Raw genomic sequence first — 14,169 nt, 5'->3', positions numbered from 1 at the left:
TTATAAACTAGTTTCAGACAATGTTTTTATAGTATCAAGCCACTGCCTTGTCCAGTTTTCTTTTGAGCAAGAATGTTCAATAGATTTTAAGCCGTTATAAGCCATGGCTTTACTTTGCTCAGGGTTATTTAAACTAGCAGTTAGCGCTTGGCTAAATTGCTGGCTACTTGGCATTAATAGTCGACCATTACAGCCATCAATAATAATATTAGATAAACCGCCGACATTACTACTTATAACTAGGCAACCTGCTGCCATAGCTTCTATCATTGACAGCGAAGTACCTTCAGAGCCTAAAGTTGGAATAATAGCGATATGCTGGCTTTTATGGACGTTAAAACTGTCATCAACACCATACTCGATAAGTTTAACCTGCGGTTGCTGGGAAAACATTTCAGTCAAATACGGTTTTAAAGGCCCGTCACCAGCAAAACTTACTTGAATATTGTACTTAGGTAATAGCTGCTTAATAATAGGGGCTATCAATTTAATACCGCGATAGTCAACAAAGCGCCGAGCAATAATAATATTGGTAATAGACTTAGTATCAGACCATTTTTCTGCAAACTCAGCTTCGCTAATTTTGTTATCATAAAAATTATAAATAACCTTTATATCTTGCCCTGCAGTATTAAACCAAGTGCGATACCAATTTACAAAATTATGATCAACACAAACTAAACGACTATCTGCTTTAATATATGATAAGTACTTATACTGTTTAATTGACGAGAAAAAATATTGCGATAAAGATTGTGTTGAATTAGTTGGCTTATCCCAAGACACGCCATGCTGAATAGCTAAACTGTTATAGTTAACCATTTTCACTGAGTAAGAGTCGGTAGCAAATATTACAATAGAGTTATTACGATTTTGATTACTGTTTTCACAATCAATCTGCTTTCGGACCCAGTTTGCTAATGCATATTTTTTTAAATTACCTCGATATAAACCAGTAGTAACACCGTGTAATGTAAAGTTATGTTGAGTTAGTGAAAATGCTTTTTTAGCTGGCTGAACAATATGACAATGCCAGCCTTGGCTGTTAAAGATAGCGCATAAATTTAATAGGTAGTTTTCAATACCGCCAATGGTGTGCATGTTACCTTTAGCGTCAAACATAGCACGATAAATTATATATATATTAAGCATCAGACAACTTAGAAATTTTAATTTGCAATAATTGCAGGCGTGACACTTTGCAATATAACATTGTGACGGGCATCTTTCAGTATAAAGCCTACTTTAAACATTTGTTTGTGCAGCAGCTTTTGTAATAGTTGCTCTGCCCCAGCGGCTTTAGCAACCCCTAATGCAATATCGTCAGTAAAAAGACAAACTACCCGTAAACTTGCAGGAAAGTTATTAAAGCTAGCGGTATAAGTCAGTGACACAAAACCAGCAATGTTAACCTTAGCTTGCTCCTCTACCAGTGCTACTGCTTTTTGGGTATAGCCATCAAGCTTACGGCAAGTTTTTGTTAGTTTCATGTTTTGTTGTCATCTTTACCTAACGCCAAGAGGCTGCATATTCTACGGCTATTTAAACTCCTAGCAACAGTTTTTTTACCTTCTACAATATAAAGTATGATACTTCGAAGCACAAAATTCGAAAAAGAAACCTCGGCTAACTATAAGGTAATAACATCACCCTTAGCAGGGATCTCAGCTGATATTCCTAACTCCTCTAACTTAACTTGTAATGCTTGTTGGGCTTCAATTTCACCATGGACTAAATAAAACTGTGGTTGGCCACCAATGGCTTTGGCCCATGCTAATAATTCAGACTGCCCAGCATGAGCTGAAAAGCCACCTAAAGTGTGTATTTGTGCTTTAACTACAATATCTTGACCAAATAGCTTGATACGCTTCTCACCATTTACTAGTCGTCGCCCTAAGGTGCCATTAACCTGAAAACCAACAAATATTAGGTGATTCGAGTTTTTCCACAAATTATGCTTTAAGTGATGAACAATTCGACCGCCATTACACATACCACTGCCAGCAATAATAATGGCGCCTTGGCTAATCCGATTAATTGCCATTGAATCCTCAACTTTTTCAGTCAGGCGCAGCATAGGCAGTAAGTCTTGTAACTGCATACCTGGTTTAAAGCCTATAGCGGCTAAATCTTTCTGCTCTAACCGAGTTAAATATTTGTTGTAAACTTCTGTCACTCTAATAGCCATAGGGCTATCTAAAAAGATAAGTCGCTGCGGCAATTTACCTTGATGATGTAAAAGTGCTAAATAATATAATATTTCTTGGGTGCGGCCTAAAGCAAAAGCAGGAATAAACACATTGCCACCATCACGATGGGCTTGTGCTAAAACGTCGGTCAATTCTTGGACTGTATTTTCAATATTCTTATGATCACGATCACCATAAGTGCTTTCCATTAAGACTACATCGGCCAGACCTATTTCAGCAGGATCGTACATTAATACTGTGGTTGGGTTACCTAAGTCGCCTGAAAATACGAGTTTACGCATACTCTTATGACCTTTTAGCCATAGTTGTACTATTGCCGAGCCTAAGATATGCCCGGCATCGGCAAATTCTAGCTCTAAACCGGGCATAGGAACTAGCCGTTTTTTATAAGGAACCGGTTGGCAAAGCTTCTCAACTCGTTCAGCATCTTGTAGCGTTAATTGAGCTGGTTGAATTTTCTTGCCTGCTCTTGCTGCCTTTTTATTTTTCCACTCCAAATCTTTTAAATATAAATGGACCGAATCTTTTAATAAAATAGGCAATAACTCTGCCGAACTAGGCGTACAGAAAACTTTGCCATTAAAACCACGGGCAACCAATAAAGGTAACAGACCGCTATGGTCGATGTGCACATGAGATAGGATAACAATATCAATATCTTTGGGCTTAAAACTAAACTGAAAACTATGCCACTCCCGCACCTGATCGCCGCCTTGTACCATGCCGCAATCGAGTAAAATCTGTTTATTGTTATGTTTGATAAGATAACAAGAGCCGGTAACTTGCTGAGCTGCCCCAACAAACTGCAATGTTGCATCTAGCGACATAAAGATGTCCTTTTACTGAGTTAAAACAGGTGGGTATAAACTTATTGTAGCTTAGCTTATAGCTAAATGCTTACTTAGATATTGAATTCATTTAACATTTTAGGCTGCAGCCTTAGTTACAGCCTAAAATTTACATAAGAAAACTATAATACAGCACCATCATTATCTACTTCATCACTAGGTATCGCCGGCGGCAACATGTCTTCACGACTTATACCCAATATATAAGCTATAGCACTGGCAATATAAATTGAAGAATAAGTACCTACCGCAATGCCAAATAAAAGCGCGGTGGCAAAACCATGAATTAAAGCACCGCCTTTAAAGTATAAAACCACTAATACTAAAGCCGTTGTTAACGACGTTATTACAGTTCGATTTAAGGTAGAAGTTATGGCATCGTTAATCACTTCTGCAGGACTGGTATCACGTAACTTACGAAACTGCTCTCTAATACGATCAAACACCACTATAGTGTCATTTATTGAATAGCCGATTAAAGCTAATATTGCCGCTAAAACCGTTAAATCGAACTCTATTTGTAACCATGAGAACAGACCCACTGTTAAAATCACATCGTGTATTAATGCTACAACTGCGCCTACTGATAGCCGCCATTCAAAGCGCATAGCAACATAAGCTAAAATACCTAATAGCGCGATCAACATGGCTAAGCCGCCTTCATTTTTTAGCTCATCACCCACACTGGGGCCAACAAACTCAATCCGGCGCATTTCTACTTGCGCTGCACCATCTACATTAAGCGCAGCTAAGATAGCTTGGCCAACTTCTGCTTGCTCTTTATCTAGCTGTAGTGGAATACGGATTAGCACATCGCGGCTAGTGCCAAATAGCTGCACTATAGCATCCGTATAGCCAGCCTGACTCAATGTTTGCCTAACTTGCGGCAAATCGGCTGCTTGCTGAAAATTCACTTCAATAACAGTACCACCGGTAAAATCTAAACCCCAATTTACCCCTTTTATAGCAATACATAATAATGCCGCTATTATTAATACTGCCGATAACGATACGGCAACCCCTTTATAACCCATAAAATTTAATGGTTGAGAAAAATTAAATACTTGCATAACACTACCTCGCCCGCGCTTAGCCTAAACCAAGCACAGCCGTTATCTATAAACTAATATTGCTACAGCACAGCCGCAACAGCATAAAAATCAACAACTTATTTACAATAAGTTCGAAATTAAATAAGTTAAGTAGTTAAAGGTGGGGCACGCGCTTGCTGCGGCTGAAAAGGTATAAATTGATAGCATGGCACTAGTGCAATACTGCTACCATAACAGGCTGGTATTAAAACAATTAAATCATTAGCTGGTGACCCAGTTGGCGGTTGATTATCCGTTTGCGTTGACTGGTCATGGTTTGCACTAGCAACATTTGATAACAGTGCTTGTAGTTGATTTTCTGCTAACGGCGATAAGCGCAAATCTTGTACGGCAAAAGCTTGCGGCGTACACAGTAGGCACAAATAACACACTAGAGCAAAACGACTAAACCAGCGCATATTGTCTCGAATTATCAGTTAGGGTAGGAATAGGGCATTAAGTCTATAATGTTAATGCCCTGTCCGGCTATTCTATTGGACGATGTCCATTTCAGCAAGCAAGTTCTGTGCACCGTCTACGTATTGCATCAACCATAATACATAACGGATATCGACATGAATGGCACGGGTAATTTCTGGATTAAAATACCAGTCTTTGGTAATAGATTCATAAGTAGAGTCAAAGTTTAAGCCTACTAACTCGCCTTTACCATTCATCACCGCAGAACCAGAATTGCCACCTGTAGTATCAGCGCTGGATAAAAAGTTAACCGGCACTGAGTTAAAGGCTTTTACTTCTGGTTTAGGGCAGCTAAATAGTTTACATGACCACGGCTGCTGAGGTTTAGCTGCCAAATCTTGATAAAAATAGCCTTTAGTTTTCCCTGCTTGGTACGCTGCCATCAATGGCTGTGGCGCATTAAATGGCTCTTTGCCAGTATGTTTAGCAATGATTCCTCGTACCGATGTAAATGGTGTCTTATAAACGCCATCTTTAGCCGGATAACCATCAACAGAGCCATAAGTAATACGCAAAGTTCTATTAGCATCTGGGTACACTGGCTTACCTAAGGTTTTATTATATGCAATAATCGCTTGCATATACGCAGGCCGTACAGCCAGTAACTGGCCTTTTAATTCTTTCTCTTGTTGTTCTAGGGCTTTATTTTTATCAGCAATAGCAAGAGCAATACGAATAAAGGGCTCTTGGCTAGTAGCAAAATCTGCAGGTGTTTTCCCTAACCAGCTTTCCCGCCCTGCAGTACTAGTAAGCTGGCTTTTTACATATAAACCAGCAAGTTTAGCACTTACTTCAGCTTGACTCATACCTGGCTTAACGCCTAAGGCTGCATCTAATTCTGGCACTCGTACTGCATCAAGTTGAGCTAAGTACTCAGCCACTTGTTCGGACCAAATAGCTAAATCCATTTTTGGATCAAAGCTTCTTTCCATCCTAGCTAAGCGACTTTTTATCATGCTTATATCCCGCTGCTGAAAGCCCATTTCTCTTTCAGCATCAGGCTTTTGGCTTTCTTGAGCTAGCCGATAAAGTAAAATAGCAGTATTAAGTAAGTCACTACGTTTCGCCGTTTCAAAATAATAAACTTGCTGACTAAAGGCATGCTGAGCATCAATTACGCTTTGCAATGAGTTAATGCTTTGTTGATACTGTTTACGGCTGCTATCGGTGTTAATCCAGTTTAATAACTCCCGTTCACTTGTAGATTTAATGCCATGAATATCCGTAACCTTAAAGCCATCTAGTAACCCTTCTAGTTTTTTCATCCGATTATCTAAACTTTTAACCGTTGCTGCATACTTTACTTGTAAGTCAGGGTTTTGCTCACTTAAACGATTTATAGTGCTAATAATCTGTTGATAGGTTTTTACTTGCGCCGGATATTGCCAATTGGCAGCAAATGCTATTTCATCAGCTAAGCGGTAGCGGCTAGTACTACCTGGATAACCTGCCAAGATAATGCCGTCATTTTGCCGCACGCCACTGGCATTTACTTTTAAATAGTTTTTACTTTGATAAGGCACGTTGTCTATAGAATAAGGCGCTGGCTTACCTTCTTTGCTGACATAAGCACGTAAAAAAGTATAGTCGCCGGTGTGGCGTGGGTATTCAAAATTATCGATACTACCACCAAAGTTACCAATAGCTTCTGCTGGTGCATAGACTAAGCGCACATCTTGTAACATTAATTGTTTAATTTGAAAATATTCTAATCCATGATGAAAGCTCACTACAGAGCAGCGGTAATTAGGATCTGCCTCACAGTTTTTTATTAATGCTTTACGGTTAGCTTCAATAGCGCTAAAGCGTGCCTCTCCTGACAGATCCGCCGCTAAATCTCCAATCACGTTGGCCGTCACGTCAGTTACCGACTCAGTAATATATAAGCGTTCTTGCTGCCCTGCAGGTAATTCCTCAGCCAACGTTTTAGCTAAAAAGCCTTTGGTGATAAGGTTATTCTCTTGAGTGGAATTATTCTGTATAGCGTTATAAGCACAATGATGATTTGTCACCACTAACCCTTGCGGAGAGACAAAAGAGGCCGAGCAATAGCCTAAACCGACAATAGCATTCATTGGGTATTGGCTTAAATCAGCTAACTGCTTTCCTGAAATTTGGATACCTTTAGCAGTAAGTTGCTGCTGTAATTGTGGCATTTGATGCGGCTGCCATTGACCTTCATCGGCCTTAATACTAAAGCTGAGGCTTAACGCAACAGCACTTAATAGGTAAATAGCTTTCATACTTTTCTCAACTGGTTATTTTTACTTAACAATCTAAATTTATTGCAATAGATATAAATGTTTATCTGGATTATCCATGTTCAAGCCTCAGGTGCAAACGGCTATCGGCTTAGTGTAATAAATTTAAGTTGAATAACTTGCTATGTCTTTTAAGGCAATAAAAAAGCAGAGCACTAGGCTCTGCTTTTTAGATGGTTTTACTTTGCGATTAACTTAGCTATTAATCACGCTTACGACGTAATAACAACAAGGGTAAAGCTAATAAACTAAACCAGCCAAAAGTACCGCTTGATGTTTTGTTAACCGTTACAGTTACTGTTGATGTTCCAGTCATACCAGAAGAGTCAGTAGCCGTAATAACAACACTGTGTGATTTAGCATCTGCTTTAGTCGGCATACGCGTTAACACTAAATTGTTATTAACCACATTAAATAGTGAGTTATTTGTGCTTACACTAACTAAAGTAGCATCAGCTTCTTTCACTTGAACTGCAACAGTACCAAGCACTGTGCCACCATTAGTACCAACATCAACTGAGGTTTTACTCATTGTTGCTGTTACCATAGGCGCTTCATCAGCAATATTAGCTACATTAACAACCACCTCAACAGGAGTTGACGTATTACCTTGAATATCAAGCGCAATAACTTCTAACTGAACTGAAGTTAATCACGCATCGTAATCAAGCAAGTTGCTATTCATAACCACAATATCACCATTACTTGCTACTGATACTGCATTTGAGCTACTTCCTACTAACAAGAACTCTGACACAGGTGATAAGAAGTCAACTTCAGCATCTACCTTACCAATCACAGTGCCATTAGCCGTGTTTTCCTCAACGCTAAACACCTGGTTAGCTGTAATTACAGGCGCTTGATCACCTGCATTTATATCAGCTACTACCATGCCATCACCAACATCAGAGAGTAATACAAAACCTGACGTTGTGTTCCAGTTTAAAATACCTGATTGACCAGGAGCTAACTCAGTTAACATCTCGCCCGCTTCATCAGTTAATGATACTTCTGGTGATAATGATAAACGGATTCGGGCCATCATTACCGGCAGAAATAACAACGTTAACCCCTAGGTTTACTGCATTTTGGATTAAAAACGGCGCGCCACCACTGGCATTTGTTGAGCCAAAATCGCCACCTAGCGACATATTAATAACGTCTACACGATCAGATAAATCGCCATCACCATTTGGGTCCATCGCACTTTCTAAGGCATTAATTTGTGCTACACCCGGACAAGTGCCAGTACACACTGTATAGGCATAAAATTCAACTTCAGGAGCAATACCATTAACCGAGTTAGCAACCGATGTACCATGGCCGCCACTTAAAGGATCAATTGGGTTTGGATCATCATTAATAAAATCATAACCACCAATTACCTTACCTTGCGGCCAGGTAACCGCTGTTTGGTTAGCGAAGGCTGCTGCATAAGCCTCTTCAGTACCCTCGCCACCTAGGGCAGCATGTGTATAGTCGACACCCGAGTCTAAAATAGCAACTTTAATACCCGCACCTGTTGCCGTACCCGACTCAACAACAGATTTCGCATTAATATACTCCTGGCTAGCAGCGACCATTGGCTTGCTATCAAATACAGGAAGAATTTGTTTAACTGCAGGATTTTTTGCTAATTTAACTAATGCCTCAGGCGTGGCTTTAACTACTAGAGATACGGCTAGATGCTTAGTGGTTGTTAAAACTTGGGCATCTTTATCTAGCTGTTGTAAATAGCCAGCGACTTGTTGCTGAGCCTGCTCTATTTGCATAGTTAACTGCTGAGCACGTTGTCTGTCAAAGCTTTTACCTGATAAGGCATAACTCGTTGGCTGAGAATTTAGCTCCACCAAATAAGCCGAAGGCTGCTTTGTTTCATCACCTTTTTTTTATTGTTGTTTTATCATTTTTATTATTATTTTGACCTTACTTTTCTAGCATAAGTATTAAAGAAAGCAAGTAGTAAAATATAATATGGGGTCGGTGCACATTAATAATATGTAACAAAAATTAAATGGTACTAGTGTCTTTTTCGCCACTATCCTTACTACTTTGTCGCAGCTGGTCTAAATAAGTGTATAAATGCTCGGTAAAAAAGCCGTGCATTAAAAAGCGCTGACCTAAGTTCCATGGCCCGACTAAATAATGAGGGTACTTGTTATAAGCCATTTCGGTTAAATTAGGATTGCCCACCAAATCGCCAATACGCTTAGCAATAGACTGATCTAAATTAAAACCATTAATGGCATCACGATATTCTTCTCGAGTTAACAGCAAGCAGAATAAACACATAAATAACGCGTGGGCACTTTCAAAATCAAGCCACTGACGGCGCTTTTCAGTAAACTGAAACTCTGCCATATCTATAGGCTGCCAATGCTGCCAATTAAGCTCAGCTTTAGCTAATGGCTTGGCCGGATGATGCCAAGGCCCTAGCTCTGCGAACAATCGAAATAGCTCTTGATCATGGTCGACAAAACTTGCCTGTTGCATTTGAGCGATACTTTTAGGATATAGCTGCACGGGTTTAAAGTTAGCATCAGGGCTATTAGCCGCTAAAAAGTTAAGAATATTTGATTCCGTCGCATAATGACGCAATATCAGCAGGTTAGCTTCACGACTAACAAAATGGGTGCAAAACCAGCAAATAAGCTTTTGTAAACTAACATGAGCACTAAATTGCGGTAACGGCAGTCGCTTAAAAAACCAAACAATGTGCAGTAATACAGCAAAGATAAACTGCAACAATGGCCGAATGCCCCAGCGCAGGGGATTTTGTAAGTCTTTTAACCATAAATCTAACGCCGACTGCTCTATTGGCAACGAATTGTCTTGAGCAATCGCCTTTAAATAAGCACTAGCCTTACTAGAGTTAGCGCTTTGCTTGCTAGAATGAGTATTGCCATTGTTAAAATCAGTACTCATTGTCTACCTCTTCTAATTGCAGGCAATACAACCGAGCGGTAACGCGCGCCGTGCGCACTATGGCACTAAGCTGATCTGGGCTTTGGCATAAACGGTCAATTAACTGATACAGCTTTTGCATATGGTCATCATCATTAGCGCCGTGATAGCGCATAAACCGAGTAAAGCTGCCATCGCTCTTAGTACTTTTATCAATTTGCTCGGCCCAGCTTGAGGCCATTTTTTGGCCTAAACCTTCAATAATCCACATAGCGCCTATTAAGTCTGCTGGGTTTGTTTGGCTGGCGCGATACATTAAAAAACCATGCAAAGCTTCAGTGCCCACATTCCTGCTAGCTTGCTGAATAGCGGTTAACTCGCCCCCTGCGGCAACGAAGTCTTGCTCTAGCATTTCATAATCACGGTGCTCTTCACGGGCATGGCCAATAATAACAGAGCGTACATCACTATAATCACGGTCGAAACTAGAGGCACAACGGCTGATCCAGCGCGACCCTTCAATAACTTGCTGGCGCCAGTTAAGCAGTAACTGGCGGTAATCGGCTTGGCTAAATTGGCCACGCTCTAAACGTTGAATTAATGGCACTCGGCCTAACTGACGCTCAAACTCAAACCAGGTTCTCATTAAGGCTTGCAAGCACTGCTGGCCTTGCGGCGTTAAAATATGTTCAGATGTATTTTCAGACATTAAATTGTTTCCTTGGCATCAAAGAGTGTAACTAAGCTTCAACCACAGTTAACTGCATATACGCATTATTAAAACGGCCACTTTCTGGCACCATACATAAAATAGTGTCACCGGTTTTATAAGATTGGGTGCGCTTAAACTCATCAAGCATAATAAAAATTGAGGCACAGCCAGTATTGCCCCGACTGTATAAATTGCTGTACCACTTTTCTTCAGCAATACCGACTCCAGCACGCTGCATCATGTCGAAAATTTTACCGCGAAAGTAATGCGACGAATAATGGCATAATACATGGTCTACTTTCTCGGGCTGCACTCGGCTTTCAGCGATAAGACGCAAATAACCATCAACACCTAACTTAACAATGTTTTCTAATAACCTAACGTCTTGGCGAATAAGTAAGGCGCCAGCAGCTTCTGCCTCAGCGTAAGTGGGGTAATCTTGCCAGCTTCTATCGCCATTTTGCTCGCTAGGGAAGCCGACGCTCATACATACCGGATAAGCATCGGCATGTGAAAAACTGCGGATCCAATCGATACGAAAACACTGGCCACGCGGCTGTTGCTCTAACAATAAAGCACCGGCACCATCAGATAACATCCAGCGTAAAAACTCAGCATTAAAATCTATTGCAGCGCCAGCGGCTTCATAACGGCTGGCTTTAAATAAACGCGAAGTTAGCTCACTGGCAACCACTAAGGCATTGTTTTGCTCACCGGCTTTTATATTGGTATAAGCCGTCTTTAATGCCATCATGCTACTAGAGCAAATACCATGACTGCTATGTAACTCTATATCACTTAAGCCTAATTCGGCTTGCACCATAGAGCCAAAGCCCGGCAACACAATATCACCTTGGCTAGTGGCCGCACTTAGCATCTTTACTTGTCTTTTGTTTAAAAAGCTATCGTGTAAACACTGTTCAGCCGCCTGTGCAGCCATAGCACTATTAGTTATTAGCGTATTATGATTAGCATCTATTGCATAATGCCGAGTATGAATGCCGTTAGACTGCAAAATACGTCGTTTTAACCGGCTAGCCTTACCATGCACTAAGCCTAATAAAGGCTCTATTTGCTCGTTGTTAATTGGCGGCCCAGGCAAATGCCGGCCACTACTGGTAATAAACACACTCATGCTGTACTCGTCTTATTCTTTAATGCCACCACTAAGCAGCGTAAGTTTTCTTCCATATAAGGCAACACACATACCACGGCCATAAAACCAAGATAATAAGGCAAATAACCGTCACCGCCATGCGCATAAGGCATGCGGTTTAAACTAAACTCGCCCTGCCAATTAAAGGTAATCAGCTTTATAAACACCTGATAATTAATAACAATAATTAACAGCAGCATATATAACGGCAAGGTAGCTAAATAATTGTGGGCATGCATTTCCCAAACACTAATATGCCGTTTAGGCGCAGCATAATGCACGTCATAATGGGCAACCGCCTCATGCGCCAGCCAAGCCGCGATGCAAATTAATAAAATAAGCACATTCACTTTAAACAACAGACACAACAAAATAGGCACAGCCATTTGTATGCCCATTAATGAATGCACTAATGATTCTTTCAAGCCAGAGGTATGTTCAATACGAGTAGCGCGATGGCAGCACCAGTCAACAAAACCGGCTATCCCCCATAGCGGTAGATAAACATAAAGCATCAACTGAATAAGTAACTGATTTGTTTGCAACACCTTACTCCTTTTGGTGCAAATACAGCCGCTTACTATACATTAAGGTGAATATTATGTAACTGACTTATCTCAAACCGCTTTTTTTACCTCTTGTAATTCCAGATACTAAGAGTTAAAACTACAGCAAATTGCTATTAGAGAACACTGACATCATGGTCTTTCGCTTATTCATTATCTGCTTATACCTAATTGTTAGCTTTGGCTGCTCACCCAAACCTGCAGAATCAGTTAAACCAAGCAACACCGGCGCAGTCGCCTCCCCCGATCAATACGGTGCCCTTGTTGCCGAACAAATTCTGCGCAAAGGCGGCAACGCGGTAGATGCAGCTGTAGCCACCGCTTTTACCCTAGCGGTCACTTATCCCGAAGCGGGTAATATTGGTGGTGGTGGTTTTATGACCATTTGGTTTGACGGCAAGGCCTACTTTTTAGATTACCGCGAAACCGCCCCTGCTGCCGCAGATAAAGATATGTATCTAGATGAGAACAAAGAAGTTATTGCCGACTTAAGCTTAATTGGCGCTAAAGCCAGTGGCGTACCCGGCACAGTAATGGGCTTATGGGAGGCGCACCAGAAATTTGGCAACTTACCTTGGGCCGACTTAATACAGCCTGCCATTGTCTACGCTAAAATGGGCTTTACCGTTGCTGAAAACCAGTTTCAATATCGGGAAGACTTACTGCAGCAATTAGAAGGTAAAACCAACTTTGCGCAGTACTTTAGCGATATGATTGCCAACACAAACTTTAAACAACCCGAGCTTGCCGCAACCTTGCAACGTATAGCACAAGAAGGCCCGAAAGACTTTTATCAAGGTGAAACCGCTAGGTTGTTAGTGGCACAAATGCAACGCAGCGGTGGCCTTATCAGCTTAGCCGATTTAGCCTCTTACCAAAGCGTATGGCGCCAGCCTGTTATTACCGACTGGCAAGGCTATCAAGTAGTTACAGCGCCACCGCCTAGCTCGGGCGGCATTGCGTTAAGCCAATTACTAGGCCTAAAGCAGCGTTTAGCGAGTCATTTTGATGGCGTGGCGTTAAATAGCAGCCAATATGTTCATTTAATCGCAGAAATTGAAAAACGGGTATTTGCCGACAGAGCCGATTACTTAGGTGATCCTAGCTTTACTGAAGTCCCCCAAGCGCAATTAGTTGCCCCCAGCTATTTAGACAAACGCGCCAACGAAATAAACCCAAAACACATCTCAGTAACAGCTGATGTTAAACCCGGCTTAGAAGGCTATCACACCACGCACTTTTCTATTTTAGATAAAGACGGCAATGCGGTATCTAATACCTACACCTTAAACCTAGACTTTGGCAGCGGAGTTGTTGTTGAAGGCGCTGGCTTTTTACTAAATAACGAAATGGATGACTTCTCTGCCAAAGCAGGTGTGCCTAATGCCTTTGGCGTGGTAGGCAGTGACGCTAATGCCATAGCCCCAGGTAAGCGTATGTTGTCGTCAATGGCACCGAGTTTACTACTTAAAGACAAACAAATAGAGTTAGTTATTGGCACCCCCGGCGGCTCGACCATTTTCACTTCTATTTTTCAGGTAATTAATAATCTCTACGATTATAAAATGCCCTTAGCCGACGCCGTAGCGGCGCCCCGCTTTCACCACCAACTATTACCTAAAGATCAAATCACTATGGAGCCCTATGCCCAGCCACCAAAAGATGTGCAGCAAGCATTAGAAGATAAAGGCTATAAGCTAGTAACCCAAAGCTGGAACCTAGGGGACATTCAGGCGATTAAAGTCTCCAAGGGTAAAGTTGAAGCTGTTGCCGATCCACGCTCAAGAGGTGTTGCAACCGTATTTAACTATTAACTTTGGTATATAACTGCACTACAGGGGCAAATACTTTGCCCCTTCGTTACCAACTTAACTAGGAGTCTCCTGTCGCTCGATTCATCTTATCTTCGCTTCATGCTAATCTTAGTTAGTTTTATTTCTA

General features: G+C 41.2%; 14 protein-coding genes. 1 reads left to right on the top strand and 13 read right to left on the bottom strand.

The genetic code is table 11. The annotated features are described in order from the left end of the window. The 13 genes from RDV63_RS03750 to RDV63_RS03690 form a co-directional block, all read right to left on the bottom strand. A complete protein-coding gene (locus RDV63_RS03750) occupies positions 1–1,152 on the bottom strand; it encodes a glycosyltransferase family 4 protein (RefSeq protein ID WP_313908174.1) in 1,152 nt (383 codons plus the stop codon). Between the two features lie 17 nt (positions 1,153–1,169). Further along, positions 1,170–1,490: a hypothetical protein gene (locus tag RDV63_RS03745; protein WP_313908173.1), complete on the bottom strand. Its 321-nt coding sequence runs from the start codon at positions 1,488–1,490 to the stop codon at positions 1,170–1,172. 140 nt (positions 1,491–1,630) lie between these two features. Further along, positions 1,631–3,037, bottom strand: coding sequence for an MBL fold metallo-hydrolase (locus tag RDV63_RS03740; RefSeq protein WP_313908172.1), 1,407 nt, complete (start codon positions 3,035–3,037; stop codon positions 1,631–1,633). Between the two features lie 143 nt (positions 3,038–3,180). Next, complete coding sequence (gene secF / locus RDV63_RS03735) at positions 3,181–4,128, bottom strand: protein translocase subunit SecF (protein WP_313908171.1); 948 nt, start codon at positions 4,126–4,128, stop codon at positions 3,181–3,183. A gap of 128 nt (positions 4,129–4,256) precedes the next feature. Then, positions 4,257–4,568, bottom strand: coding sequence for a hypothetical protein (locus RDV63_RS03730; RefSeq protein ID WP_313908170.1), 312 nt, complete (start codon positions 4,566–4,568; stop codon positions 4,257–4,259). A gap of 72 nt (positions 4,569–4,640) precedes the next feature. Beyond that, the gene (locus tag RDV63_RS03725; protein ID WP_313908169.1) at positions 4,641–6,872 is read right to left on the bottom strand and encodes a S46 family peptidase; all 2,232 of its coding nucleotides are present in this window, start codon (positions 6,870–6,872) and stop codon (positions 4,641–4,643) included. Between the two features lie 220 nt (positions 6,873–7,092). Beyond that, complete coding sequence (locus RDV63_RS03720; RefSeq protein ID WP_313908168.1) at positions 7,093–7,437, bottom strand: GlyGly-CTERM sorting domain-containing protein; 345 nt, start codon at positions 7,435–7,437, stop codon at positions 7,093–7,095. 105 nt (positions 7,438–7,542) lie between these two features. Further along, positions 7,543–7,953 carry a hypothetical protein gene (locus tag RDV63_RS03715; protein ID WP_313908167.1) on the bottom strand — a complete coding sequence of 137 codons (411 nt, stop codon included), beginning with the start codon at positions 7,951–7,953 and terminating at the stop codon, positions 7,543–7,545. Next, positions 7,886–8,740 carry a S8 family serine peptidase gene (locus RDV63_RS03710; RefSeq protein WP_313908166.1) on the bottom strand — a complete coding sequence of 285 codons (855 nt, stop codon included), beginning with the start codon at positions 8,738–8,740 and terminating at the stop codon, positions 7,886–7,888. The genes RDV63_RS03715 and RDV63_RS03710 overlap by 68 nt, the downstream gene beginning before the upstream one ends. Positions 8,741–8,900: 160 nt before the next feature. After that, complete coding sequence (locus RDV63_RS03705) at positions 8,901–9,815, bottom strand: DUF6999 family protein (RefSeq protein WP_313908164.1); 915 nt, start codon at positions 9,813–9,815, stop codon at positions 8,901–8,903. Beyond that, entirely contained in the window at positions 9,805–10,503 is a 699-nt protein-coding gene (locus RDV63_RS03700) for an iron-containing redox enzyme family protein (protein WP_313908162.1), read from the bottom strand. Before RDV63_RS03700 ends, RDV63_RS03705 begins: the two co-directional genes overlap by 11 nt. 31 nt (positions 10,504–10,534) lie before the next feature. After that, positions 10,535–11,641: a beta-ketoacyl-ACP synthase III gene (locus RDV63_RS03695; protein WP_313908160.1), complete on the bottom strand. Its 1,107-nt coding sequence runs from the start codon at positions 11,639–11,641 to the stop codon at positions 10,535–10,537. Further along, on the bottom strand, positions 11,638–12,210 hold the full coding sequence (locus RDV63_RS03690; RefSeq protein ID WP_313908158.1) for a diguanylate cyclase: 573 nt from the start codon (positions 12,208–12,210) through the stop codon (positions 11,638–11,640). The genes RDV63_RS03695 and RDV63_RS03690 overlap by 4 nt, the downstream gene beginning before the upstream one ends. Positions 12,211–12,362: 152 nt before the next feature. Here RDV63_RS03690 and ggt point away from each other — a divergent pair, with 152 nt between their 5' ends. Then, positions 12,363–14,042, top strand: a complete 1,680-nt coding sequence (gene ggt, locus RDV63_RS03685; RefSeq protein ID WP_313908156.1) for a gamma-glutamyltransferase — start codon at positions 12,363–12,365, stop codon at positions 14,040–14,042. Positions 14,043–14,169: the final 127 nt, after the last annotated feature.

The sequence above is a fragment of the Rheinheimera sp. MMS21-TC3 genome (assembly GCF_032229285.1).
Lineage (GTDB): Bacteria > Pseudomonadota > Gammaproteobacteria > Enterobacterales > Alteromonadaceae > Alishewanella.
Note: the sequence above shows the minus strand (reverse complement) of the source record. Positions and strands in the feature narration are given on the sequence as shown.

Bases quoted from the DNA above. Each gene is read 5' to 3' on its own strand.
- RDV63_RS03750 (WP_313908174.1), bottom strand. From the start codon at position 1,152: ATGCTTAATATATATATAATTTATCGTGCTATGTTTGACGCTAAAGGT.
- RDV63_RS03745 (WP_313908173.1), bottom strand. From the start codon at position 1,490: ATGAAACTAACAAAAACTTGCCGTAAGCTTGATGGCTATACCCAAAAA.
- RDV63_RS03740 (WP_313908172.1), bottom strand. From the start codon at position 3,037: ATGTCGCTAGATGCAACATTGCAGTTTGTTGGGGCAGCTCAGCAAGTT.
- secF (WP_313908171.1), bottom strand. From the start codon at position 4,128: ATGCAAGTATTTAATTTTTCTCAACCATTAAATTTTATGGGTTATAAA.
- RDV63_RS03730 (WP_313908170.1), bottom strand. From the start codon at position 4,568: ATGCGCTGGTTTAGTCGTTTTGCTCTAGTGTGTTATTTGTGCCTACTG.
- RDV63_RS03725 (WP_313908169.1), bottom strand. From the start codon at position 6,872: ATGAAAGCTATTTACCTATTAAGTGCTGTTGCGTTAAGCCTCAGCTTT.
- RDV63_RS03720 (WP_313908168.1), bottom strand. From the start codon at position 7,437: ATGGTAACAGCAACAATGAGTAAAACCTCAGTTGATGTTGGTACTAAT.
- RDV63_RS03705 (WP_313908164.1), bottom strand. From the start codon at position 9,815: ATGAGTACTGATTTTAACAATGGCAATACTCATTCTAGCAAGCAAAGC.
- RDV63_RS03700 (WP_313908162.1), bottom strand. From the start codon at position 10,503: ATGTCTGAAAATACATCTGAACATATTTTAACGCCGCAAGGCCAGCAG.
- RDV63_RS03695 (WP_313908160.1), bottom strand. From the start codon at position 11,641: ATGAGTGTGTTTATTACCAGTAGTGGCCGGCATTTGCCTGGGCCGCCA.
- ggt (WP_313908156.1), top strand. From the start codon at position 12,363: ATGGTCTTTCGCTTATTCATTATCTGCTTATACCTAATTGTTAGCTTT.